This window comes from Couchioplanes caeruleus (assembly GCF_003751945.1).
Classification (GTDB): Bacteria; Actinomycetota; Actinomycetes; order Mycobacteriales; family Micromonosporaceae; genus Actinoplanes; species Actinoplanes caeruleus.
Genome location: NZ_RJKL01000001.1, coordinates 4900338 through 4921541 on the forward strand (window position 1 = coordinate 4900338; position 21204 = coordinate 4921541).

The 21204-nt window shown below is 72.4% G+C and carries 14 protein-coding genes; 8 read left to right on the forward strand and 6 right to left on the reverse strand.

Annotated features, from left to right (window positions below; genetic code table 11):
• Nucleotides 1-20 precede the first annotated feature (20 nt).
• Nucleotides 21-1199 carry a MarP family serine protease gene (locus tag EDD30_RS21750; protein ID WP_071805771.1) on the forward strand — a complete coding sequence of 393 codons (1179 nt, stop codon included), beginning with the start codon at nucleotides 21-23 and terminating at the stop codon, nucleotides 1197-1199.
• 575 nt (nucleotides 1200-1774) lie between these two features.
• Here EDD30_RS21750 and mycP read toward each other — a convergent pair.
• Both mycP and eccCa read right to left on the reverse strand, forming a co-directional pair.
• Nucleotides 1775-3196, reverse strand: a complete 1422-nt coding sequence (mycP, locus tag EDD30_RS21755) for a type VII secretion-associated serine protease mycosin (RefSeq protein ID WP_244945353.1) — start codon at nucleotides 3194-3196, stop codon at nucleotides 1775-1777.
• A gap of 212 nt (nucleotides 3197-3408) precedes the next feature.
• On the reverse strand, nucleotides 3409-7383 hold the full coding sequence (gene eccCa / locus EDD30_RS21760) for a type VII secretion protein EccCa (protein ID WP_071805770.1): 3975 nt from the start codon (nucleotides 7381-7383) through the stop codon (nucleotides 3409-3411).
• Between the two features lie 250 nt (nucleotides 7384-7633).
• On the opposite strand from eccCa, the gene eccD reads away from it, so the two are divergent.
• Nucleotides 7634-9070, forward strand: a complete 1437-nt coding sequence (eccD, locus tag EDD30_RS21765; protein WP_071805769.1) for a type VII secretion integral membrane protein EccD — start codon at nucleotides 7634-7636, stop codon at nucleotides 9068-9070.
• 168 nt (nucleotides 9071-9238) lie between these two features.
• Here the strand turns inward: eccD and EDD30_RS21770 are convergent, their stop codons facing one another.
• On the reverse strand, nucleotides 9239-9739 hold the full coding sequence (locus EDD30_RS21770) for an inorganic diphosphatase (protein WP_071805768.1): 501 nt from the start codon (nucleotides 9737-9739) through the stop codon (nucleotides 9239-9241).
• Nucleotides 9740-10201: 462 nt separating this feature from the next.
• On the opposite strand from EDD30_RS21770, the gene dacB reads away from it, so the two are divergent.
• The 6 genes from dacB to folE all read left to right on the forward strand — a co-directional run bounded on the left by dacB (nucleotide 10202) and on the right by folE (nucleotide 17478).
• Complete coding sequence (gene dacB, locus EDD30_RS21775; RefSeq protein WP_280526165.1) at nucleotides 10202-11605, forward strand: D-alanyl-D-alanine carboxypeptidase/D-alanyl-D-alanine endopeptidase; 1404 nt, start codon at nucleotides 10202-10204, stop codon at nucleotides 11603-11605.
• A 49-nt stretch (nucleotides 11606-11654) separates the two neighbouring features.
• Nucleotides 11655-12713 carry a zinc-dependent metalloprotease gene (locus EDD30_RS21780; protein ID WP_071805449.1) on the forward strand — a complete coding sequence of 353 codons (1059 nt, stop codon included), beginning with the start codon at nucleotides 11655-11657 and terminating at the stop codon, nucleotides 12711-12713.
• 10 nt (nucleotides 12714-12723) lie between these two features.
• Nucleotides 12724-13686 carry a tRNA lysidine(34) synthetase TilS gene (gene tilS / locus EDD30_RS21785; RefSeq protein ID WP_071805447.1) on the forward strand — a complete coding sequence of 321 codons (963 nt, stop codon included), beginning with the start codon at nucleotides 12724-12726 and terminating at the stop codon, nucleotides 13684-13686.
• Between the two features lie 127 nt (nucleotides 13687-13813).
• Nucleotides 13814-14389 (forward strand): hypoxanthine phosphoribosyltransferase, encoded by a 576-nt coding sequence (hpt, locus tag EDD30_RS21790; RefSeq protein ID WP_071805445.1) that lies wholly within the window; start codon nucleotides 13814-13816, stop codon nucleotides 14387-14389.
• 381 nt (nucleotides 14390-14770) lie between these two features.
• Nucleotides 14771-16807 (forward strand): ATP-dependent zinc metalloprotease FtsH, encoded by a 2037-nt coding sequence (gene ftsH / locus EDD30_RS21795; RefSeq protein ID WP_071805443.1) that lies wholly within the window; start codon nucleotides 14771-14773, stop codon nucleotides 16805-16807.
• A gap of 5 nt (nucleotides 16808-16812) precedes the next feature.
• On the forward strand, nucleotides 16813-17478 hold the full coding sequence (gene folE / locus EDD30_RS21800; protein ID WP_071805441.1) for a GTP cyclohydrolase I FolE: 666 nt from the start codon (nucleotides 16813-16815) through the stop codon (nucleotides 17476-17478).
• 70 nt (nucleotides 17479-17548) lie between these two features.
• Here folE and EDD30_RS21805 read toward each other — a convergent pair whose 3' ends face one another.
• Genes EDD30_RS21805 through EDD30_RS21815 form a run of 3 tightly spaced genes read right to left on the reverse strand, consistent with a single transcriptional unit; the run spans nucleotide 17549 to nucleotide 21078 of the window.
• On the reverse strand, nucleotides 17549-17809 hold the full coding sequence (locus EDD30_RS21805) for a hypothetical protein (protein ID WP_071805439.1): 261 nt from the start codon (nucleotides 17807-17809) through the stop codon (nucleotides 17549-17551).
• 22 nt (nucleotides 17810-17831) lie between these two features.
• Nucleotides 17832-18470, reverse strand: a complete 639-nt coding sequence (locus EDD30_RS21810) for a hypothetical protein (protein WP_123678453.1) — start codon at nucleotides 18468-18470, stop codon at nucleotides 17832-17834.
• A gap of 25 nt (nucleotides 18471-18495) precedes the next feature.
• Complete coding sequence (locus EDD30_RS21815) at nucleotides 18496-21078, reverse strand: FtsK/SpoIIIE domain-containing protein (RefSeq protein WP_071805436.1); 2583 nt, start codon at nucleotides 21076-21078, stop codon at nucleotides 18496-18498.
• Nucleotides 21079-21204 lie beyond the last annotated feature (126 nt).

The window sequence follows — 21204 nt, forward strand, 5'->3', positions numbered from 1 at the left end:
GTCACTTCTACCTGGAGCGAGTGCCCGTGGTCGATGGATTCCTGATCCTGCTCATGCTGGTCTTCGCGATCAGCGGATACCGGCAGGGTTTCGTCATCGGCGCGCTGTCCTTCGGCGGCTTCTTCAGCGGCGTGCTGATCGGCCTCCAGATCGGGCCGCTGATCGCCAACCAGTTCGCCGACGGCACGGTCCGGCTCGTGGTGTCGCTCGTGACGATCTTCGCGCTGGCGGTGCTCGGGCAGACCCTGGCGGGCTGGCTCGGCACCAAGGTGCGCCGCACCATCGAGAGCCGGCCGCTGCAGCGCGTCGACGACGCGGGTGGCGCCATGGTGTCGCTGGTCGCCGTGCTGCTGGTCGCGTGGCTGATCGCCGTACCGCTGGGATCGACGCCGTTCCCCGAGATCAACCGGCAGGTCCGCAGCAGCGCCGTGCTCAACGGCATCAACAAACTCATGCCCGAGCAGGCGCAGGCGCTGTCGGCGGGGCTGCAGCAGTCGCTGAACACCAACGGCTTCCCGGACGTCCTCGGCGGCCTGAGGCGCACCAACGCCCGCGAGGTGGCGGCCCCGGACCCGGCCCTGGCGAAGAGCCAGGTCGTGGTCAACTCCCGCAAGTCGGTCATCAAGGTCCTGGGTACGGCCCCGAGCTGCTCACGCCGCATCGAGGGCTCCGGATTCGTGTACGCCGACGAGCGCGTGATGACCAACGCCCACGTGGTGGCGGGCACCCGCAACGTCCAGGTGGAGACGCAGAACGACCGCCTCGACGGCAAAGTGGTCGTGTACGACCCCGACCGTGACCTCGCCGTCGTCTACGTCCCGGGCCTGAAGGCGCCGCTGATGCCGTTCGTGAGGAAGCCCGCGGGCACCGGTGCGAACGCGATCGTGCTGGGCTTCCCGCTCGACGGCCCGTACAACGCCCAGGGCGCCCGGGTCCGCGACGTCAGCAAGATCACCGGGCCGGACATCTACGACTCGGGCAACGTGACCCGCGAGATCTACACGATCCGCGCCCTGGTCCAGAGCGGCAACTCCGGCGGCCCCCTGATCGCCCCCAACGGCGACGTGCTCGGCGTCATCTTCGCGGCGGCCGCGGACGACCGCAACGTCGGCTTCGCCCTGACCGCGGCGGAGGCGGCCGGAACGGCCAAGCTCGGCATCGAACGCACCCGAGGAGTGAAGACGGGCGACTGTGCCTGACTCCCGCTGCGCCGGACTGACCCTCGCTGCGCCGGCCTGACTCCCGCTGCGCCGGACTGACCCTCGCTGCGCCGGCCTGACTCCCGCTGCGCCGGACTGACCCTCGCTGCGCCGGCCTGACTCCCGCTGCGCCGGACTGACCCTCGCTGCGCCGGCCTGACTCCCGCTGCGCCGGACTGACCCTCGCTGCGCCGGCCTGACTCCCGCTGCGCCGGACTGACCCTCGCTGCGCCGGCCTGACTCCCGCTGCGCCGGACTGACCCTCGCTGCGCCGGCCGGACGGCCGCGCGCGTAGGCGGACCTGGACACGCTGCCGCGAGGGCACTCCCACTGGGCGGCGGTGACGCTGTCCCGGGTGCCCGGTGCCCGGTGTGGGCTTCCCGTGCGCACTGTGCCGGTGGCGGGCGCCTTCCGGTGGCCGTGCAGCGACCGTGCTCGACGCCGGGGATTCGGGTTCGGACGGCGAGCGGGCGTGCTGGCCCGCGGGCGGGTGTGCCGGCGGAGAGCGGCCGGGAGGCGAGCGCGGCGGTGACCGAGCGCGGCGGTGGCCGCGCGGGCGAGCGGGTGGCGGGTCGTCAGGTGACGCCGGCGAAGCGGCGCATGGTCCAGGCCGCGGCGACGAGGGATGCCAGGAAGAGGGTTGCGGCCGCCCACCAGCCGCGGGATTCCTCGGTCGTGCCGGTCTCGCTCATGGTGATCGCGGTGCCCGCGTTGGCGCCGGACGCGGGGGCGCCGGCCGAGCTTGACGTGGCGGCGTCCGGGGCCGACTGGGCCTCGCCCGAGGCCGGGGCGCTGCCGAATCGGGCGATGCCCGGGGAGGCCGTCGTGTCGAGGGGGTTGCTGGTCACCGCGGGGATATCCGCGGTGAGCGCCGCCGCCGGGTCGACCATGCCGTAGCCGTAATCGCTGTCGCGTCCCAGCGGGCCCCGGTCGTGGGCGGTCCTGATGATCCGGTTGACCACCTCGCCCGCGGACATGGCGGGCCAGCGGGCGCGGATCAGCGCCGCCGTGCCCGACACCATGGGCGCCGCGAAGCTGGTGCCCTGGACCCGCCAGTAGCCGTCCGGGCGGGCGCCGGTGAGCTGGGTTGCCGGGGCCGTCACCACGGTTTCCTTGCCGGTGATCGAGCCGCTCCAGAGGGTGTCGCCGCCCTTCTCCATGCCCGCCACCGCGATGACGCCGGGTTCACGGGCCGGATACCAGACGCCGGACGAGGTCGAGGTGCTGGCGTTGCCGGTGCACGCCACGACGACCACGTCCTTGGCGAAGGCGTAGTCGAGCGCCGCGGCCAGGGCCGGGCTGCTGCCGTTGCCGCCGAGGGAGAGGTTGACGACGCGGGCGCCGTTGTCGACCGCCCAGCGGACGCCCTTGGCGACGATCATCGCGTCGTCGTACCGGTTGTCGCGGTCCAGGACGCGGACGGGCAGGATCTTGGCCTTGGGCGCGATGCCGACGACTCCGGAGCTGTCGTCGCCGCGGCCGGCGATGAGCGCCGAGACGGTGGTGCCGTGGCCGACCAGGTCGGTGTCGCCGTCGCCGTCCGGGTCCACCAGGTCGAGGCCCTTGAGCACCTGGCCCTGCAGGTCGACATGGCTCGCCTCGACGCCGGAGTCGATGACCGCGACGGTCACCCCCTCGCCGGCGGAGTGGCTCCAGGCGCCGGCGACGTTGAGCGTCTTCAGGTGCCACTGCTCGGCCCGGACCGTGTCGCCCTGGAGTGGCTCGGGCGCGGCCAGCGGACCCGCGATCCCACCTGCCCCCGCCGAAGAGAAGCCCGACGAGCCCGCGGAGAAGCTCGACGAGCCCGCGGAGAAGCTCGACGAGCCCGCGGAGTAGCTCGACGAGCCCCCGGGGAAGGCCGACGACGAGGCCGCGGAGGAGCCCGGCGACGAGGCCGGTGAGAAGCCGGTGGGGAGGAAGGCGGGAGCGAGGACGGGAGCCGCGGTCAGGCCGGCGGCCAGGCAGGCCGCTGTGACCCGCGCGGGAAGGTATCTCACCAACGGGCACCGCCGCGGGGCGCGCGGGGCGCGGAAGCGTCAGGCCGGGCTGGACGGGACGCGATCGGTGCTTCGCTCACAGCGCTCACTGGACGGCGGGCCATTCTGAGGATGGACGGTCGATGGAGCGAGATTACTCCGAATCCGCGCGTTGTCGCGGTGGTCTGTCTATGCGGATCGCACCGGAGGTGCGTCCGGGCAAGGGCGACGGCTCAGTACGGGGGGAGATGCGATAACTGCACCAACCGCACCCCTTCACGCCGGGTCACCAGGCGGCCACGTCCCGGTGGCATCAGGGCCGGGCGGACCGGGCCGATGAGCGCACCCTCGTCCGCGGGACCGCTCATCACGAGCCCCGGCGAGGACAGCTCGCGCAGGCGCTGGATGACCGGGTCGTACATGGCCCGGCTGGCGCCGCCGGCCCGGCGGGTGACGATCAGGTGCAGACCCACGTCCCGCGCCTGGGCCAGGTATTCCAGGATCGGCTGCAGGGGGTTCGTCGGGCCCGAGGCGACCAGGTCGTAGTCGTCGACCAGCACGAACAGCTCGGGGCCGTTCCACCAGGAGCGTTCGCGCAGTTGCTGGGCGGTCACGTCCGGCCCGGGAAGGCGGCGTTCCATGTAGCCCGCGACCGATTCCATCAGCTCGAGGGTCTTCTGGGCCTGCATGCCGTACCCGATGCGGTGCTCGCTCTCCGGCAGGTCCATCAGGCTGCGCCGGTAGTCGACCAGGATGATGCGGGCCTCGGTCGGCTGGAAGCGCCGGGTGATGGTGGTGGCCAGCGCGCGCAGGAAGGACGACTTGCCGCACTCGGCGTCACCGAAGAGCAGGAAGTGCGGCTCGCCCGCGAAGTCGATCTCGACGGGTTGCAGGTCGGACTCCGCGATGCCGATCGGCAGGCGCAGGCCGGTCGAGCGGGTGAGGTCGATGTCCGCGTACGGCAGCGAGGGCGGCAGCAACCGTACGCGCGGCGCCACCGGCCCGGTCCACGACGCGGCGATCATCTTGACCAGCTCGGTGGACTCGGCGTTGCTCAGCTCCGGCCGTACGGTCAGGAAGTGCAGGGCCTTGTTCTTGTCGGTCGGGTGCTCGACGATGCCGCGGCCGGGCTTCTCCGGCACCGTGATCGCCTGGCGCCGGTTGACCGCGGAGTCGGTGGGATCGCCGAGGCGCAGCTCCACCTTCGAGCCGAAGAGGTCGCGGATCGCCGGGCGGTAGTCCATCCAGCGGGGAGCGCTGGTCACGACGTGGATGCCGTACGACAGGCCGCGGGTCGCGATGTCGGTGATGACGCCCTCGAGCTCGTCGTAGTCCTTGCGCAGCGTGGTCCAGCCGTCGACGACCAGGAAGACGTCGCCGAACGGGTCCGCGTCGGCGCCGGTGCCCAGCTCGGTGCGGGCCGCGCGGCGCCGCCGGTAGGAGGCCATCGAGTCGATGCCCAGTTCGCCGAAGCGGCGCTCCCGCTCGGTGAGCAGGGTGGAGACCTCGCCGACGGTACGCCGGACGCCGACCGCGTCGAGGCGCCCGTACACGCCGCCGACGTGGGGCAGGTCGCGCAGGGTGCCGAGCGAGCCGCCGCCGAAGTCGAGGCAGTAGACCTGCACCTCGGCGGGCGTGTGGGTGAGCGCCAGCCCGCAGACCAGCGAGCGCAGCGCCGTGGACTTGCCGGACTGCGCGCCGCCCACCACGGCCACGTGACCCGAGCCGCCGTCGAGCTGCAGCCACATCACGTCGCGCAACTGCTCGCGGGGTTTGTCGATGAGGGCGATCGGCACCTGCAGGGCGCCGTGCAGCTCCGGGTTGGCGAAGGACAGGCCGCGCGCGGGGTCGGCGGCGACCGGGCCGAGCAACTCGTCGAGGGTCGCCGACCGGGTCAGCGGGGGCAGCCAGACCTGGTGCGCGGGCGGCCCCTGGCCGTTGAGGCGCGCCACGATCACATCCAGCAGACTCTCGCCGGCCGGCACCTCCTCCGGCTTCGGCTCGGGGAGCCGCACCGGCTTCGGCGCCGGGACGTAGTGGGTGGAGTAGGACAGGATCTCGGGCGCGGCGCCGTCACGGGTCGCGCCGGGACGGCGGCTGCCGGCCTGCCGGAAGACCCCGGAGACGTACGCGGCCCTGAAGCGTACGAGCGGCTCGGTGCCGAACTTGAGGTAGCCGTGCCCGGGCGAGCGCGGAAGCTCGTAGGCGTCGGGCACGCCGAGCACGGCCCGGGACTCCAGCGCCGAGAAGGTCCGCAAACCGATCCGGTACGACAGATGGGTGTCGAGTCCCCGCAGCCGTCCCTCCTCCAGCCGCTGGCTGGCGAGCAGCAGGTGCACGCCCAGCGACCGGCCCAGGCGTCCGATCTGCACGAACAGGTCGATGAAGTCGGGCTTCGCCGACAGCAGCTCGGAGAACTCGTCGCAGATGATCAGCAGGGACGGCAGGGGCGGCAGGGCGGCGCCGCCGGCCCGCGCCTTCTCGTAGTCGCGCAGGCTGGCGTAGTTGCCGGCCTTGCGCAGCAGTTCCTGGCGCCGGATCAGCTCGCCGTCGATCGCGTCCACCATGCGGTCGACCAGGGGCAGTTCGTCGGCGAGGTTGGTGATGACGGCGGCGGTGTGCGGCAGCCGGTCCAGCGAGGAGAAGGTCGCGCCGCCCTTGAAGTCGACCAGGACGAAGTTGAGCGTCTCGGAGGAGTGGGTGGCGGCCAGCGCGAGCACCAGCGTGCGGAGCAGCTCCGACTTGCCGGAGCCCGTCGCGCCGATCAGCAGGCCGTGCGGGCCCATGCCGTCCTGGGCCGACTCCTTCAGGTCGAGCTCGATCGCGGAACCGTCGCCGCCGAGACCGATCGGCACGCGCAGCTTGTCGCGGTCGGGTCGCGGCAGCCAGGCCTGGGCCACGCTGAACGAGTCGGGGTCGCCGAGGTTGAGCAGCTCGGCGAGGCCCATCTCGGCGGCCAGCGGCGTGTCCGCCGACTTCGACAGGGCGGCGAGCCGCAGCGGTGCGAGACGGCGGGCGACGGCCTCGGCCTCCTCCTCGCTGAGCCGGTCGGGCGTGCCCACCTCGGCGGCGTGGTCCATCGCGTACGTGTGCAGCTCGCGCCGCTTGCCGTCGGCGCGGATCTCGAGCACGAGCAGGGACCGGTCGAGCAGCCGCGGCGGCACGTCGTCCAGGTCGAGCACGGTGACGCCGTCGATGCCGTCGTCGAGCTGGGTGGCGCCCTTGAGGTCGGCGCCGTCGAGCACGATCACCACGTGGGGCGCGGAGGTGCCGGAACCGGCCGGGTTGAACCTCGGCCGGTTGCCGATGACGTCCTCGAGCAGACTCTCCAGGTCCGGACCGGCGCTGGCGACCAGGCGTACCTGGCCGAGGCGGTCGGTCCGCGTGGGGTGCAGGTTGTGCGGGAGCCACTTGACCCATTCCCACCGTTCCCGGCGTCCGGGCCCCGCGCACACCGCGATGATCAGGTCGTCGGGGGCGTGGAAGGTGGCGAGCTGGGTGAGCACGGCACGGGTCAGCGCCCGGGCGTCGGCCTCGGCGTCCGGGCCGTCGCCGCGCAGGAAGACCCGCGCGAAGCCGCGCAGCGAGACCGCGACCGGGAGATCCGGGACGACCGAGTACGCGTCCAGGAACCGCCGCAGCGCCCCCGCGGTCATCGGCTCCAGGTCCTCCAGGGGCCGGGTCACCGGCGGGACGAGCGGGGTGGCGAGGGTCTGCGGTCCGACGGCGAGCCGGACGACGCCGAAGTCGGGGTCGGTGGCCCGGCGTTCCCAGACCCGGTGGCTGCCGACCGTCGACCACAGCCGGGCCGGGTCGGGATGCCGGTAGTAGAGGCCGACGCGCTGGCGGGTGGCCGTGTCGCGCACCCGGCGGCGCAGGCCGGCGAGGTGCCGCAGGTATTCGCGGCGGGCGGCCATCATCTCGGCCTTCTTGGGCGAGCCGCTGGAGCCGAACGAGGTGGCGAGCATCGCGAGGGACGAGATGCCGAAGAGTCCGCCGATCACGTACGCGAAGGCGCCGCCCTGGCCCCGGCCCATCATCATCGCCATGGCCACGGACCCGCCGAGCATGGGCAGCACCATGAACGCCTGCTGCCAGCGGCCGCCGACCGCCTGCGGGATCTCGGGCGGCGGATCCACGGCGAGCTCGCCGGTCGGGATCTCCGGTGCCGGCCGTCGTGCGGCCCGCTTGATCACCACCGTGCTCATACCGTAGTTATCCCTTTCGTCCGCACTCTGGGCTTTCGTGGCACTTGTCCACAAAGGCCGATGGCGGCCTTCCCGTCCGCGGCGGCCGTCGCCGGATCACCGCGCCCGGCCCAGGATAGGTAAAGTTCCTGCAGTTCCGCAGCCTCGTCACCACCGATGGGAATTTGGCCATGAGTGAGCCCAGCGTGCTCGTCATCGAGTTTCGCGTCATGACGGCTCGCCTCGACGCCGGGCGCGGCGGGGTGACGGCATGAGCATCGGCCTGGCCCGGATCACCATCAGCGCCCCCTCCCGCCGCGTCGACGTGGCGCTGCCCGAGCACGTACCGCTCGTGGAGCTCCTGCCGGAGGTCCTGCGCCACGCGGGCGAGGGCCTGGCCGACGACGGCGAGAAGCACGGCGGGTGGGTGCTGCGGCGTACGGACGGTGTCGCGCTCGCCACCGCCCAGGGCCTGTTTCCCCAGGGCGTCCGCGACGGTGAGGTGCTGCACCTCGTCCCGGCGCGCGAGGAATGGCCCGAGCTCGAGTACGACGACGTGGTGGAGGCGATCGCCGAGGGCGCGCGCCGCCGAGGAACCGTGTGGTCCGCGGCCGCGACCCGGACGGCCACGCTCGCCGCGGCCGCGGTGCTGCTCTCGCTCGGCCTCTTCGCGGTGCTCACGGCCGGGCCGGGGTGGGGCGGCGCGGCGTTCGCGGGCCTCGGCGTGGCATTGCTGCTCACGCTCGCGGGCATCACCGCATCCCGGGCGTACGGGGACGCGCGCGCCGGCGCGGCCCTCGGCGGCCTGGCGCTGCCGTACGCGTTCGCCGGTGGCGCGGTGCTGGTCGGCCAGGGGGTGGTGGACCGGGCGGGCGTCTTCCCGCTGCTGCCGTGGCTCGGCGGCCCGGAGCTGCTCGCCGGCTCGGCGGCCGTGCTGCTGTTCGCGGCGCTGGGCGGGGTCGGCGTGGCCGCCTCGCTGCGGATCTTCGCCGCGGGCGTGACGGTCGGCCTGCTCGGCGCCCTCACCGCGCTGACCGGCCTGCTGACGACGGCGGCGGGGGCGGCGGCGGTCCTCATGTCGCTGCTGGTCTGCGGCATCGGCACCCTGCCGCTGCTGGCGATCCGCTTCGGCAAGCTGCCCACGCCGCCGGTCACCCTGCCGACCGGCACGGACGCCGAGCAGGGTTTCACCGCCGCTCGGCCCGCGGGCGACGACGCCGCGCGGGAACTGCCCGACCGCAGGCGGGTGTTCGTCGCCGTGAGCCGCACGGAGGAACTGCTCACCGGCATGCTGATCGGCCACGCCGTGCTCGCCGCGGGTGCCTTCGTGGTGCTCGCGTCGTCGGACGGGATGGCCGCGCGGATCCTGACGGGCCTCGCGGTCGCCGCCCTGCTGCTGCGGTCCCGGCTCTTCGTGACGTTGCGTCAGCGGGTGCCGCTGCTCGTCGGCGGCCTGTTCGGCGCCTTCGTGCTCGGCGTCGACCTGCTCGTGGGAGCGGGTGAGGTCATGCTGCTCGGCCTGAGTGTGGCCGGGCTGCTGCTGGCGGTGGCCACCGTGGCCGCGGGGGCTAGTTGGTCGCGTCGGGCACCGTCGCCGTACCTCGGACGCGCCGCCGACCTGCTCGACGGCCTGGCCGTGATCGCGGTGATCCCGGTGGCCTGCTCCGTGGTCGGCCTCTACGGCCTGGTCAGCACCATCAGCATCTGACGCCCGCCGCGGGCGGCTCCGCCGGAAAGCGCGACGGCCCCCCGAGAAAGCCGAAAAGCGCGATGGCGCGGCGAAAGCCGAAAGGCGCGATGGCTCTGCAAAAACACGATGACCCGTCAAAGCATGATGGCCGGGCAGAAGCCCGGCCATCGTCGACGCGTGCGCCGGTCAGTGGTCCTCGTCGTGCTCGGCAGCCTCGGCACGCTTGAAGGAGGCGCGGATCTCCTCCTCGGCCTCGACCCGGCCGGACCAGGTCGCGCCCTCGACCGACTTGCCCGGCTCCAGGTCCTTGTAGACCGTGAAGAAGTGCTGGATCTCCATCCGGTCGAACTCGCCCAGGTGGTGGATGTCGCGCAGGTGCTCCTGGCGCGGGTCCTCGAAGGGCACGCAGAGGACCTTGTCGTCGCGGCCCTTCTCGTCCGTCATGCGGTACATGCCGATCGCCCGGGCCCGCACGAGGCAACCGGGGAAGGTCGGCTCCTGGATCAGCACCAGGGCGTCGAGCGGGTCACCGTCCTGCCCGAGGGTCCCCTCGATGTATCCGTAGTCGGCCGGATACTGCGTCGCGGTGAAGAGCGTCCGGTCAAGACGGATCCGGCCGGTCTTGTGGTCGACCTCGTACTTGTTCCGCTGGCCCTTGGGGATCTCAACCAGTACGTCGAAATCCATCGTTCGCTCCCTTGTTCGCCCCGACTTGGACCGGCCGTGGTTCCAGCGCCGGAGCAGGACAGTCATGAGCCCCGCAGGATCCGTGCGCGCCGGTGTGCCGGATGTTTGTAGTCTCCCCTAAGTCTGACGCTACGTACGGGGGAGGGGCGTGTGGGGAGGCAAGATTCACAGAATGGTCCTGACCACAACGGCGTGTCGAGGCCACAGGACGGCACTTCTGGGATAGGGCGGGCCAGTGTGCCTCCTGGGGTGCCGGCCGTTCCCCGCCCTTCGGGTACGACGTATGGCCGAGCCGTGATTCCCCCGAACGTCGGCCAGGTCCCGCAGACGGCGCAAAACTTCCCACCCATCGACGGACCCCCCACTTCGCCCGGCACGTCCGTCACCGGCCCGGACCACCCGTCGCGCGGGGATGCGCCAGCGGCGAAGCCGGCAACCGGTCCGGCCCGGCGTCCGGTAGTGGTGTCCCTCGCGATCTTGATCTTGGTGGTGCTGACCGCGGGAACGGTCGTCCTGGTCCGGCCCGGACCGGTCGACGACTGGTTGTCGGGCGACCCGGCGAAGCCGTCGGTGGCCGCACGCGCCCCCGAGCCGGCCCCGTCGCCCGTGCTGGTCGCGGCCGGCACCGGCGGCACCGCACCCACCGCCGCCGGCATCGAGGCGGCCATCGGCCCGCTGGTCGACGCCCCGGCCCTCGGCTCCCGGGTCAACGTCTCGATCGTGGACGCGGCGACCGGCGAGGCGTTGTACGAGAAGAACGCCGAGACGAAGACGACCCCCGCCTCCACCACCAAGCTGCTCACCGCGGCGACCGTGCTGGCCACCCGCGGCCCGGCCTACCGGCTGAGCACCCGCGCCGTGGCCGGCGCCGAGCCGGGCGAGGTCGTCCTGATCGGCGGCGGCGATCCCTCGCTCGCGGTCGACGGCGACGATCTGTTCCCGGGCGCGGCCCGCCTCGACAAGCTCGCCGAGAAGGTCAAGAAGGCCCTCGGTGCCCGGAAGCCGACCCGGGTCGTGATCGATACCTCGCTCTTCACCGGCCCGGAGACCGGGCCAGGCTGGGAGGACGGCCTCATCGAGGACGGCCAGGTGGCCCGGATCCAGGCGTTGATGACCAACGGCGGGCGCGTCGAGCCGGTGCACAACGAATTCGGCGGCGACGAGCGGTTCGCCGACCCGGCGCTCGCGGCCGGCCGGGCCTTCGCCGCGCAGCTCGGTCTGCCCGAGACGGCCGTGCGCGAGGGCGAGGCCCCGGCTGCCGCGGCGTCGTCCGCCCCCGCCGCTGGCGGCCCCGGCACCGAGCTGGGTGTGGTGCAGTCGCCGCCGCTCGTGCACGTGCTCGACTGGATGCTCGAGCAGAGCGACAACGTCCTCGCCGAGGCCCTGGCCCGGCAGGTCGCCCTGGCCACCGGCAAGGAGGCGTCCTTCGCGGGCGCGTCCGCCGCCATGCGCGCCGAACTGGCCGAGCTGGGGCTCCCCGCCGACCAGGCCGAGCTGTCCGACGCGAGCGGCCTGTCGCTGGACAACCGCATCAGTCCCGGCCTGCTCACCGATCTGCTGTCCCTCGCCGCGAGCGGCAAGCACCCCGCGCTGGGCGGCATGTTCGGGGGCCTGCCGGTGGCCGGTTGGTCCGGCACCCTGAAGTCGCGTTTCACCGACCCCACGAGCAACCGGGTGGGCCAGGGTCTGGTCCGGGCCAAGACCGGCTCGCTCACCGGGGTGAACGCCATCTCCGGCAACCTGATCACCAAGGACGGCCGGCTGCTGGTCTTCGCGGTCCTGGCGGACGCGACCGGCGAGACCGGCGCGGCGCGCCAGGCGCTCGACCGGATCGCCGCCAAGCTCGTGACCTGCGGCTGCCAGTAAGGGATTTCTCAGGGTCTGGCGCTGGTCCCCCACGGGTACGGTGGTCAGCATGGCGCAGTTCGTTGACTGGGATCTGGCCGCCGCCACCGCGGGCGCGCTGTCGAAATCCGGCCCCGCGGTGTCCTACGAGGAAGCCATGCAGGTGGTCACCCAGCTGCGCGAGCTGACCGACGAGGCGCGCGGTCACGTCGCCGCGTACACCGGGCTGACCCCGCAGGTGGAGGGTCCGCCGGTGCGGATCGTCGACCGCAAGGACTGGGCGGCGATCAACATCGCCGGCCTCAAGGAAGTGATCATCCCGCTGGTCAGCCGGCTGTCCGGCAACCGCCAGCCGGGTGCGCTGACCGACGCGATCGGCTCCCGGGTCACCGGCGTGCAGGCCGGCACCGTGCTGGCGTACCTGTCCGGGCGTGTGCTCGGCCAGTACGAGGTCTTCTCCGCCGAGCCGGGCCAGTTGCTGCTCAACGCGCCCAACATCGTCGAGGTGGAGCGCAAGCTCGACGCCGACCCGCGGGACTTCCGGCTGTGGGTCTGCCTGCACGAGGTCACCCACCTCACCCAGTTCCAGGCCGTGCCCTGGATGCGCGGCTACTTCCTCGGCGAGGTGCAGGCCTTCGTGGACGCCTCGCAGAGCGGCGAGCACATCCTCGAGCGCCTGCGCCGCGGGGTCGCCACGCTGTCGGACGCGCTGCGCGACCCGGAGAGCCGCTCCTCGGTGCTCGACATCGTGCAGACCCCGGCGCAGAAGGCCGTCCTCGATCGCCTGACGGCCCTGATGACGCTGCTGGAGGGACACGCCGAGTTCGTGATGGACGGCGTCGGCCCGGAGGTGATCGGCTCGGTCGAGTCCATCCGCGCCAAGTTCAACCAGCGCCGCGAGAGCGGCAACCCCCTGGAGAAGGCCATCCGGCGGCTGCTCGGCATCGAGGTCAAGATGCGTCAGTACGCCGAGGGCCGCAAGTTCGTGCACGGCGTCGTCGAGCGGATCGGCATGGCCGGCTTCAACAAGATCTTCAGCTCCCCGCTGACCCTGCCCCGGCTGGAGGAACTGAGCGACCCGGACGCGTGGGTGGCCCGGGTGCACGGACCGGTCGGGCTCGCCTCGTAACCTCGTCCTCGTGGCCCGCATCCCGCCACCGGTGGCGACCGTTCGTGCGGCGGTACGGCGAGAGCTGACCTCCGGGCCGGTCCTCGTCGCCTGCTCCGGCGGTGCCGATTCGCTGGCCCTCGCCGCGGCGGCGGCGTTCGTGGCACCCCGGCTCGGCATCGCCGCCGGCCTGGTCACGGTCGACCACGGGCTGCAGGACGGCTCGGCCGCGAGGGCGGCCTCCGTCGCGCAGTGGGGACGTGCGGCCGGGTTCGACCCCGTCGAGGTGGCCACCGTCGACGTGGCGGGACGCCCGGGCGGACCCGAGGCGGCCGCCCGCGACGCCCGCTACGAGGCGCTCTCCGCGGCCGCGCAACGCTCCGGCGCCACGGTGGTGCTGCTCGGGCACACCCGCGACGACCAGGCCGAGACCGTGCTGCTGGCGCTCGCCCGGGGTGCCGGCCCCCGCGGGCTGGCCGGGATGCCGCGCCGAAAGGGGCTCTTCGTCCGCCCGCTGCTGGACGTCTCGCGCGCCGACACCCGTGGCGCCTGCGCCGCTCTCGGCCTCGCGGCCTGGGAGGACCCGCACAACGCCGACCCCGCGTACGCCCGTGCCCGGGTCCGCGCGGACGCGTTGCCGGCACTGGCCGCCGCGCTCGGGCCCGCCGTCGTCGCCAACCTCGCCCGGACCGCCTCGCTGCTGGCCGCCGACGTCGCCTACCTGGACGAGGTCGCCGCGGAGGCGCTGGCTACCGCGCGCACGTCCGCGGGTCTTTCCGTCACGGCCCTGTCGCGGCTGCCGGAGGCGATCCGGGGTCGCGTGCTGCATGCCTGGGCCGCCGAGCTGGGCGCGCCGGGCGCCGCCCTCTCCCACCGGCACGTCGCCGCCCTCGACGCCCTGGTCACCGGGTGGCACGGCCAGGGTCCGGCCGCGCTGCCGGAGGGCATCCTGGTGGCCCGCCGAGCGGGTGATCTCGTCCGCGCATCGCTGTGACAGTTGTCACCGAGAGTGGCGCGTCTCGGCACCGCTCGGGCGGATTCGCCCCATAACGTGCGCTTGTCCGGGCAACGACCGCTGCCCCCGGCGGCGCGACGCCCTTCCCATACGGCAGGCTAGACGCATGGCAGACGGCTCCTGGTACGACGCCGACATCGACCGCGTGATCATCTCCGAGGAGCAGATCCGCGAGAAGACCGAAGAGCTGGCGAAGCAGGTCGCCGCCGACTATGCGGATGCCGAGGGTGGCGTTCTGCTGGTCTGCGTGCTCAAGGGTGCGGTCATGTTCATGGCGGACTTCGCCCGCGCGCTGGGACGGCAGGGTCCCTACTCCGAGATGGAGTTCATGGCCGTCTCGTCGTACGGCTCCGGCACCACCTCGTCCGGGGTGGTGCGCATCCTCAAGGACCTGGACCGCGACATCACCGGCCGGCACGTGGTGATCGTCGAGGACATCGTCGACTCCGGCCTGACCCTGTCCTGGCTGATGAAGTACCTGCGGTCCCGCCAGCCGGAGAGCGTCGAGGTCGTGGCCCTGTTCCGCAAGCCCGACGCGATCAAGGTCCCGGTGCCGACCAAGTACGTCGGCTTCGACATCCCGAACGAGTTCGTGGTCGGATACGGCCTGGACTTCGCTGAGCGTTACCGCGAGGTGCCATACGTGGGAGTGCTGAAGCCCGAGGTCTACGCCCGTAGCTGAACGGTCTCCCAGGCGACTCTCAGAAATCGGCGGACCGGTGTGGGCGCGGGGGGTATTGTCCGTCTTTGTGCCGGTTCGCGGCTGCCGAGAACATGAACCGCGGTGGACGGGGACCTCTCCGTCAGCCGGGCTGACGGAGTCGTGAGCGGCACCCACGGTGTACCGTCGAGTGACCGGTGGCGCAGTGTCACGTGCGCCGCTCGGGTCGGGTCGGAAGCGGACGGGCCGGTGGGGTTTGCCCTCATCGCCCGGAGGTAATCGATACCGGCAGCGTCTCCGCGGTTCGGACGCCGGCGTCGGTGCCGACGGCGGAGACCCGTCAACCCAGGTGACCAGGACGCCGATCAGGAGGGTCCGGGCGGATCGCCGCCCGACAACAGTATGGAACGTACGCGTTTCTTCCGCCGCCCGGTGGTCTGGATCATTCTGGTGATCTTCGGCGCCATCGCGCTGAGCTCATTCTTCACCAGTGGTCCGAGCTACCACCGAGTCAAGACTTCGGTCGTCCTCGATCGACTCAGTCAGCCCAACATCAAGAACGTCGTCCTGCAGGACAAGGAGCAGACGCTCCAGCTCGAGCTCGCCAGTCCGGAGCGCTTCGGCGAGAAGAACTCGGACAAGATCGAGACCCAGTATCCGTACGAGCTGTCCGAGCAGATCTGGAACCAGGTCAAGGAGGCGAAGGCGGCGGGTCGGATCACCGGCACCTTCGACGCCGAGGTCTCCGGTGACAGCATCCTGCTGACCCTGCTGGTCAACCTGCTGCCGATCGCGATCCTGGTGATCCTGCTGCTGCTGTTCATGTCGCAGATGCAGGGTGGCGGCTCCCGCGTGCTCAACTTCGGCAAGTCCAAGGCCAAGATGCTGACCAAGGACATGCCCAAGACGACGTTCGCCGACGTGGCGGGCGCCGACGAGGCCGTCGAGGAGCTCCAGGAGATCAAGGACTTCCTGCAGAACCCCGCGAAATACCAGGCGCTCGGTGCCAAGATCCCCAAGGGCGTCCTGCTCTTCGGCCAGCCCGGTACGGGTAAGACCCTGCTGGCGCGCGCCGTCGCGGGCGAGGCGGGCGTGCCGTTCTACTCGATCTCCGGCTCGGACTTCGTCGAAATGTTCGTGGGTGTCGGCGCGAGCCGCGTCCGCGACCTCTTCGAGCAGGCCAAGGCCAACGCCCCGGCGATCGTCTTCGTCGACGAGATCGACGCCGTCGGCCGCCACCGCGGCGCCGGCATGGGCGGCGGGCACGACGAGCGCGAGCAGACCCTCAACCAACTGCTGGTCGAGATGGACGGCTTCGACACCAAGGGCGGCGTCATCCTGATCGCCGCGACCAACCGGCCCGACATCCTCGACCCCGCGCTGCTGCGCCCGGGCCGCTTCGACCGCCAGATCCCGGTCGACAACCCCGACATGGAGGGCCGCAAGGCGATCCTGCGGGTGCACGCCAAGGGCAAGCCCTTCACGCCCGACGTCGACCTCGACTCGGTCGCCCGGCGCACGCCCGGCTTCTCGGGTGCGGACCTGGCCAACGTCATCAACGAGGCGGCGCTGCTCACCGCCCGCAACGACAAGCGGGCCATCTCCAACGAGTTCCTCGAGGAGTCCATCGACCGGGTCATCGCCGGCCCCGAGCGGCGGACCCGGGCGATGAGCGACAACGAGAAGAAGATCACCGCGTACCACGAGGGTGGGCACGCGCTGGTCGCGTACGCGCTGCCGCACTCCGCGCCGGTGCACAAGGTGACGATCCTGCCTCGCGGCCGTTCCCTGGGCCACACGCTGGTGCTGCCGACCGAGGACAAGTACACCCAGACCCGGGCCGAGATGATCGACACCCTGGCGTACGCGCTGGGCGGCCGTGCCGCGGAGGAGCTCGTCTTCCACGAGCCCACCACCGGCGCCGGCAACGACATCGAGAAGGCATCCGGCCTGGCCCGCGCCATGGTCACCCAGTACGGCATGAGCTCCAAGCTGGGCGCCGTCAAGTACGGCTCCAACAACGACGAACCGTTCCTGGGCCGCTCCATGGGCCACGAGCGGGACTACTCCGACGCCGTCGCCGCCGAGATCGACCAGGAGGTGCGCGCGCTCATCGAGCTGGCGCACGACGAGGCCTGGGAGATCCTGGTCGAATACCGCGACGTCCTCGACGCCATGGTGCTGGAGCTGATGGAGAAGGAGACCATCACCCAGCAGGACATGGACCGCATCTGCGCCCGGGTGCAGAAGCGCGCGCCGATGTCGCCGTTCAACGGCTTCGGCAAGCGGCTTCCCTCCGAGGCGCCGCCGGTCCTGACGCCGGCCGAGCGGGACAAGCTCAAGGCTCAGGCCGAGGCCGACGGCCAGGTCGCGGTCGGTGGCGGCAACGCGGGCCCCTCGGAACCGAACCCGAACGGCACATCGGAGGGCACCCACTGAGCACGATCGACTCGAGCTCGACGGAGCCCGACGACTCCGACGAGATCGACTACCTCGCCGCCCGGCTGGTCGACGGCAAGCTCACCGGGGCACCGGTGGAGCAGGCCGTCGACTTGGCGCGCATCGAGAAGGCGGTCCGGGAGATCCTCATCGCCCTCGGCGAGGACCCCGACCGCGACGGCCTCGAGCGCACCCCGGCCCGGGTCGCCCGGGCCTATGCGGAGCTCTTCGCGGGCCTGCGGGTCGACCCCGCCAAGGTGCTCACCACCTCGTTCGAGGCGAACCACGACGAGCTCGTGCTCGTGCGCGACATCGAGGTGATGAGCCTCTGCGAACACCACCTCCTGCCGTTCAAGGGCGTCGCGCACATCGGCTACATCCCGGGCGTCGACGGCCGCATCACCGGCCTGTCCAAGCTCGCCCGCCTCGTCGAGGTCTTCGCCCGCCGCGCCCAGGTGCAGGAGCGGCTCACCTCCCAGATCGCCGACCTGCTCATGGAGCGGCTCGACCCCCGCGGCGTCATCGTCGTGCTGGAATGCGAGCACCTCTGCATGGAGATGCGCGGCATCCGCAAGGTGGGCGCCCGCACGGTCACCTCGGCGGTCCGCGGCGCCTTCCAGCGCGACGGCAAGGTCCGCGCCGAGGCCATGGCCTTGATCAACGCCCGCTGACCCCGCCTCCTCGGGACTTCCCGGTCCGGGGGCCGGCTAGGGTCGGCCTGCGCGGCCCGGCCGTGGCTCGCTATACGACGGTGCGGTAGGTGTCCGCGCTGTCCATGGCGGCGCGGGTCAGCGTCGCCGCCTCGTCCAATCGGGTACGGGCCTGCTCGAGCTGCGCGATGGCCGCGGCGACCGACGGGTGCAGCGAACCGATCGCGGTGATCCGCAGCCGGGTCAACGCCTCGTCGAGCTGGTCGTTGACCTGCTGAATCCCGGTGACCGCGCGCTGGGCGCCGTCCACCGACGCCGCCACGTTCGCCTTGATCTCCTCGACGCTGGCCATGCCGCACCCCTTCCGGGCTTTGCTATCGGATGAACGCCAGCAGGCCGACGCCCATGCAGGTGAGCAGCACCGGCGTCAGGCACGTGACGGCACCGACGACGGGCGTGCGGTCCACCTTCTGCGGTCCGCCGCCGTAGACGAAGCCGATCGTCAGCCAGCCCAGCCCGTACGCGAGCAGCGGCAGGCTCAGGCCGCACAGCAGCGCGTACGTCGGCAGCGAGCCGGACGGTGCCACCAGGTAGAGGACTATCTGCACGATGAGGACGGCCGCCGCGAACGGCCCGTACACGAGAAGGTTGCGAGCCCACGGTCGCAGCGGTCCCGCCGGGCCCGGGCCCAGCATGCCCGCGTCCGCGGCGTCGGCCGTCGCGCGGGCCTGTCGCAGCGCCGCGAGGACGGCCGTGGGGCCGCCCGCGACGGCCTGCGCGGCGAGGGCCTGCTCCGCCGGCTGCGGGATCAGCCGCGCCTCCGGCACGCCCAGGTCCTGCACCAGCCGCGCCCGCTGGGGCGCCAGCCGGGCCCGGACCGCCGTCAGCTCCTGCTGGGCGGCCTGCGCCGTCGCCGCCTGTTCCCCGGCCGCCGCGCTGGCGGCGCGGCGAACCGCGTCCAGGCGCTGCGCGGCGGCGAGATAGTCGTCCCAGGGGCCGGGTCCGTCACTCATCGCTCAGCCTCGGGTTTTTTGGTGCTCATCGCTCAGCCTCGGGTCGGGCGAAGGGCACGATCGTCACCGTACGGTCGGCGTGCCTGTCATGCAGCAGCGCCCTGTTCTCCCGGGGCTGCCAGTCCAGGCTCTGCCCCAGCATGAGGGACACGTCCTGCTGCGGGACGTTGAGGAAGACCAGGCCGGCCACGTCCTCGCGGCCCGCGCTGCCGCCGGTCTCCTCGCTGAACCGGCGCAGCCCGCGCCACCACGACAGCAGGTGCACGCCACGGCTCGGGCCCTCACGCAGCACCTTGCGGAGCGTCGGCAGCGTGCCCGGGCTCGCCGCGTCCATGCCGAAGACCACGCGGTATCCCGGCCGCTCGAGGTCCAGCTCGGCGGCCAGCCCGGCGGCGTCGACGACGACGACCTCCTGGCGGTGGCCGATCTCGGCGGCCAGCTCCCGGGCGAGCTCGTCACCCTCCGCGACGAGCGAGGAGATGACGAACCTCGCGGTCCGGGGAGCGTGGAAGGCGGCGACACCGCGGGCGGCCGCATCCAGCACCTCTGCGCCGGCCGCCTGCGAGCCCAGGATCGCGAGATGCCGTCCCGGCGAGGCGTCGAGCGGGAAGGCCGCAGTGGACAAGTTCACGTCGATGACCCTGCCGAGCAGGGCCGACGGACGGCCCGCCCGGCCCGCCAGCGCGGCCCGGTAGGTGGGGTCGTCGGCGAGATGCTGACGGGCGTACCCGGCGAAGATGCGCGGCGGCAGCGCCTCCGGATCCCGGGCGCCCCACAGCTTGTGCCGCAGGTCGCTGAGCACGTCCCGGTCGGCGTGCGGATCGGGAAAGCGCACGATGCGCTCGTGGCCGCGGGTCGCGCCCCGCGGGCCGCCCAGCCCGCCGGCGGTGTTGACGACGGCGGTGCCGAGCGGCAGCCCGGCCGCCGAGTCGTTGGTGGGCTCCAGGACGTCGCCGCCACCGGGCAGCGCGATCCGGACCGGGAACTGACCGAAGATCGAGTCACGCTTCGCGTACAGCGCCTCGACACCGAGGACGGTCTGGCTCGCCAGCACCAGATGGATCCCGTACGAGCGGCCCTTGCGCGCGAGCGACTCCAGCAACTGCACCGCCTCGCCGGCCATCGGATCGTTGCCGGCGAGCAGCACCTGGAACTCGTCGATGACACAGAGCACGCGCGGCATCGGCTTGCCGCGGCCCTCCTCGGCCGCCACCGCGCGCAGATCCGCGAACCGGGTCACCCCGGCCCGCTTGTACGCCACCGACCGCCGGGTCATCTCGGCGTCGAGCTCGCGCAGCACCGCCAGGCCGTATTGCCGGTCGGACTCGACACCGACGGCGCGCGCGTGCGGCAACCAGGTGCGGTCCCGGGCGGTCGGCACGAACTCGGCGAACGAGACGCCTTCCTTGAAGTCCAGCAGGTACAGGCTGAGCTCGTCGGGGCTGTAACGGGTGCCCAGGCCGTACAGAACGTTGATGAGGAAGGCCGTCTTGCCCGCGCCGGACCGCCCGCCGACCATCCAGTGTGGAGTCAAGTCGTTGAACTGCAGGACCACGGGCGTGTCGCCGTCGTGGCCGACCGTGGTGCCGAGCCCGTCGGCGGCATCGCCGGGCCAGACCCCGTCGGCCGGCTCCGGCAACAGGTCCGCGAGCGTCACCCGCGAGGCGGCGGCGGAATGCGCGGCCAGCTCCCGGCACACGGCGTCGACGAGATGCGGCGGCGGATCCTCGTCGAGGAAGACCGGGGCGTTGAGCCAGACCGCCTCCGGGATCGACCCGAACGTCGCGCCGGGCGGGTTGCCGATCACCGCGTACGGATTACGCACCGACACCTGAGTGGTGCGCGGCAGCGGCGGCTGCGTGGTCTCGGCGGTCAGCGGCGGCGGCGGCCACCCGGCCACCACGAGATGCAAGCCGGACTCGGGCCCCTGCTGCGCCAACGCGGCGATCCGCACCAGGTCGGCGCCCTCGGTCAACTCCGGCAGGCTCGCGACGACCAGCAACATCATCCGGTCGCGACGGCCGCGACGGACGGCACCACCGCGCACGGGACGCAGCCACTTCTCGGCCTCGGTGAGCACCTCCCGCAGCCCGGCGCGGTCGATGGCCGGCGGCGACATCAAACCCGCGTCGGCCAGGACGTCGAAGGGTGCGAAGACGGTGCCTCCCCCCGTGCCGTCGACGGCCCGCACGAGCAACGACCCGGCGGGCGCGGCAGCCAGCAGCCGCAGCAGCAGGCAGCGCAACAACCCGGCGACCCGGGGATCCCGGGCGTCGGCATCGATGGTCAGATGCCCGCTGCCGAGCAGCGGCACGACGGCGGGAAACCGCGCATCATCGAGCGGCTGCGCGACCCCCAGCCGGACGAACTGCGGAGGAGAAACGCCGCCGAGCGGAGCATTCGCCGACAACGCATCAAGCGGCGACCCGAGCCACCCGGGAGCCAGCTCCCCGGCAGCGGCCCGCAACTCCTCGGCAAGACGATGCTGCTCCAGCGAATCGGCGGTGGGCGCAACCTGCCCCTCCAGTGCGGCGGCAGCCGCCACGACGGTGGCCTCCGCCTGGCGGTGCAGGGCAGCGGCCTGCTCGATCCGCCCCGTCGAATCCACCGCCTCACCTCCGTGTGTGCGCACAAACCGTACCCCCGCTCGCTGTCCGCCGCGTCGCCGATGCCTGCCCGCCGAGCCCGGCGACCCGCCGCCCTCAACCCGCCCGGCCACGCGTGCGACAGCCAT

Coding starts and splice junctions, on each gene's coding strand:
- eccCa (WP_071805770.1), bottom strand. CDS start 7,383: ATGAGCACGGTGGTGATCAAGCGGGCCGCACGACGGCCGGCACCGGAG.
- eccD (WP_071805769.1), top strand. CDS start 7,634: ATGAGCATCGGCCTGGCCCGGATCACCATCAGCGCCCCCTCCCGCCGC.
- EDD30_RS21770 (WP_071805768.1), bottom strand. CDS start 9,739: ATGGATTTCGACGTACTGGTTGAGATCCCCAAGGGCCAGCGGAACAAG.
- EDD30_RS21780 (WP_071805449.1), top strand. CDS start 11,655: ATGGCGCAGTTCGTTGACTGGGATCTGGCCGCCGCCACCGCGGGCGCG.
- hpt (WP_071805445.1), top strand. CDS start 13,814: ATGGCAGACGGCTCCTGGTACGACGCCGACATCGACCGCGTGATCATC.
- ftsH (WP_071805443.1), top strand. CDS start 14,771: ATGGAACGTACGCGTTTCTTCCGCCGCCCGGTGGTCTGGATCATTCTG.
- EDD30_RS21805 (WP_071805439.1), bottom strand. CDS start 17,809: ATGGCCAGCGTCGAGGAGATCAAGGCGAACGTGGCGGCGTCGGTGGAC.
- EDD30_RS21810 (WP_123678453.1), bottom strand. CDS start 18,470: ATGAGTGACGGACCCGGCCCCTGGGACGACTATCTCGCCGCCGCGCAG.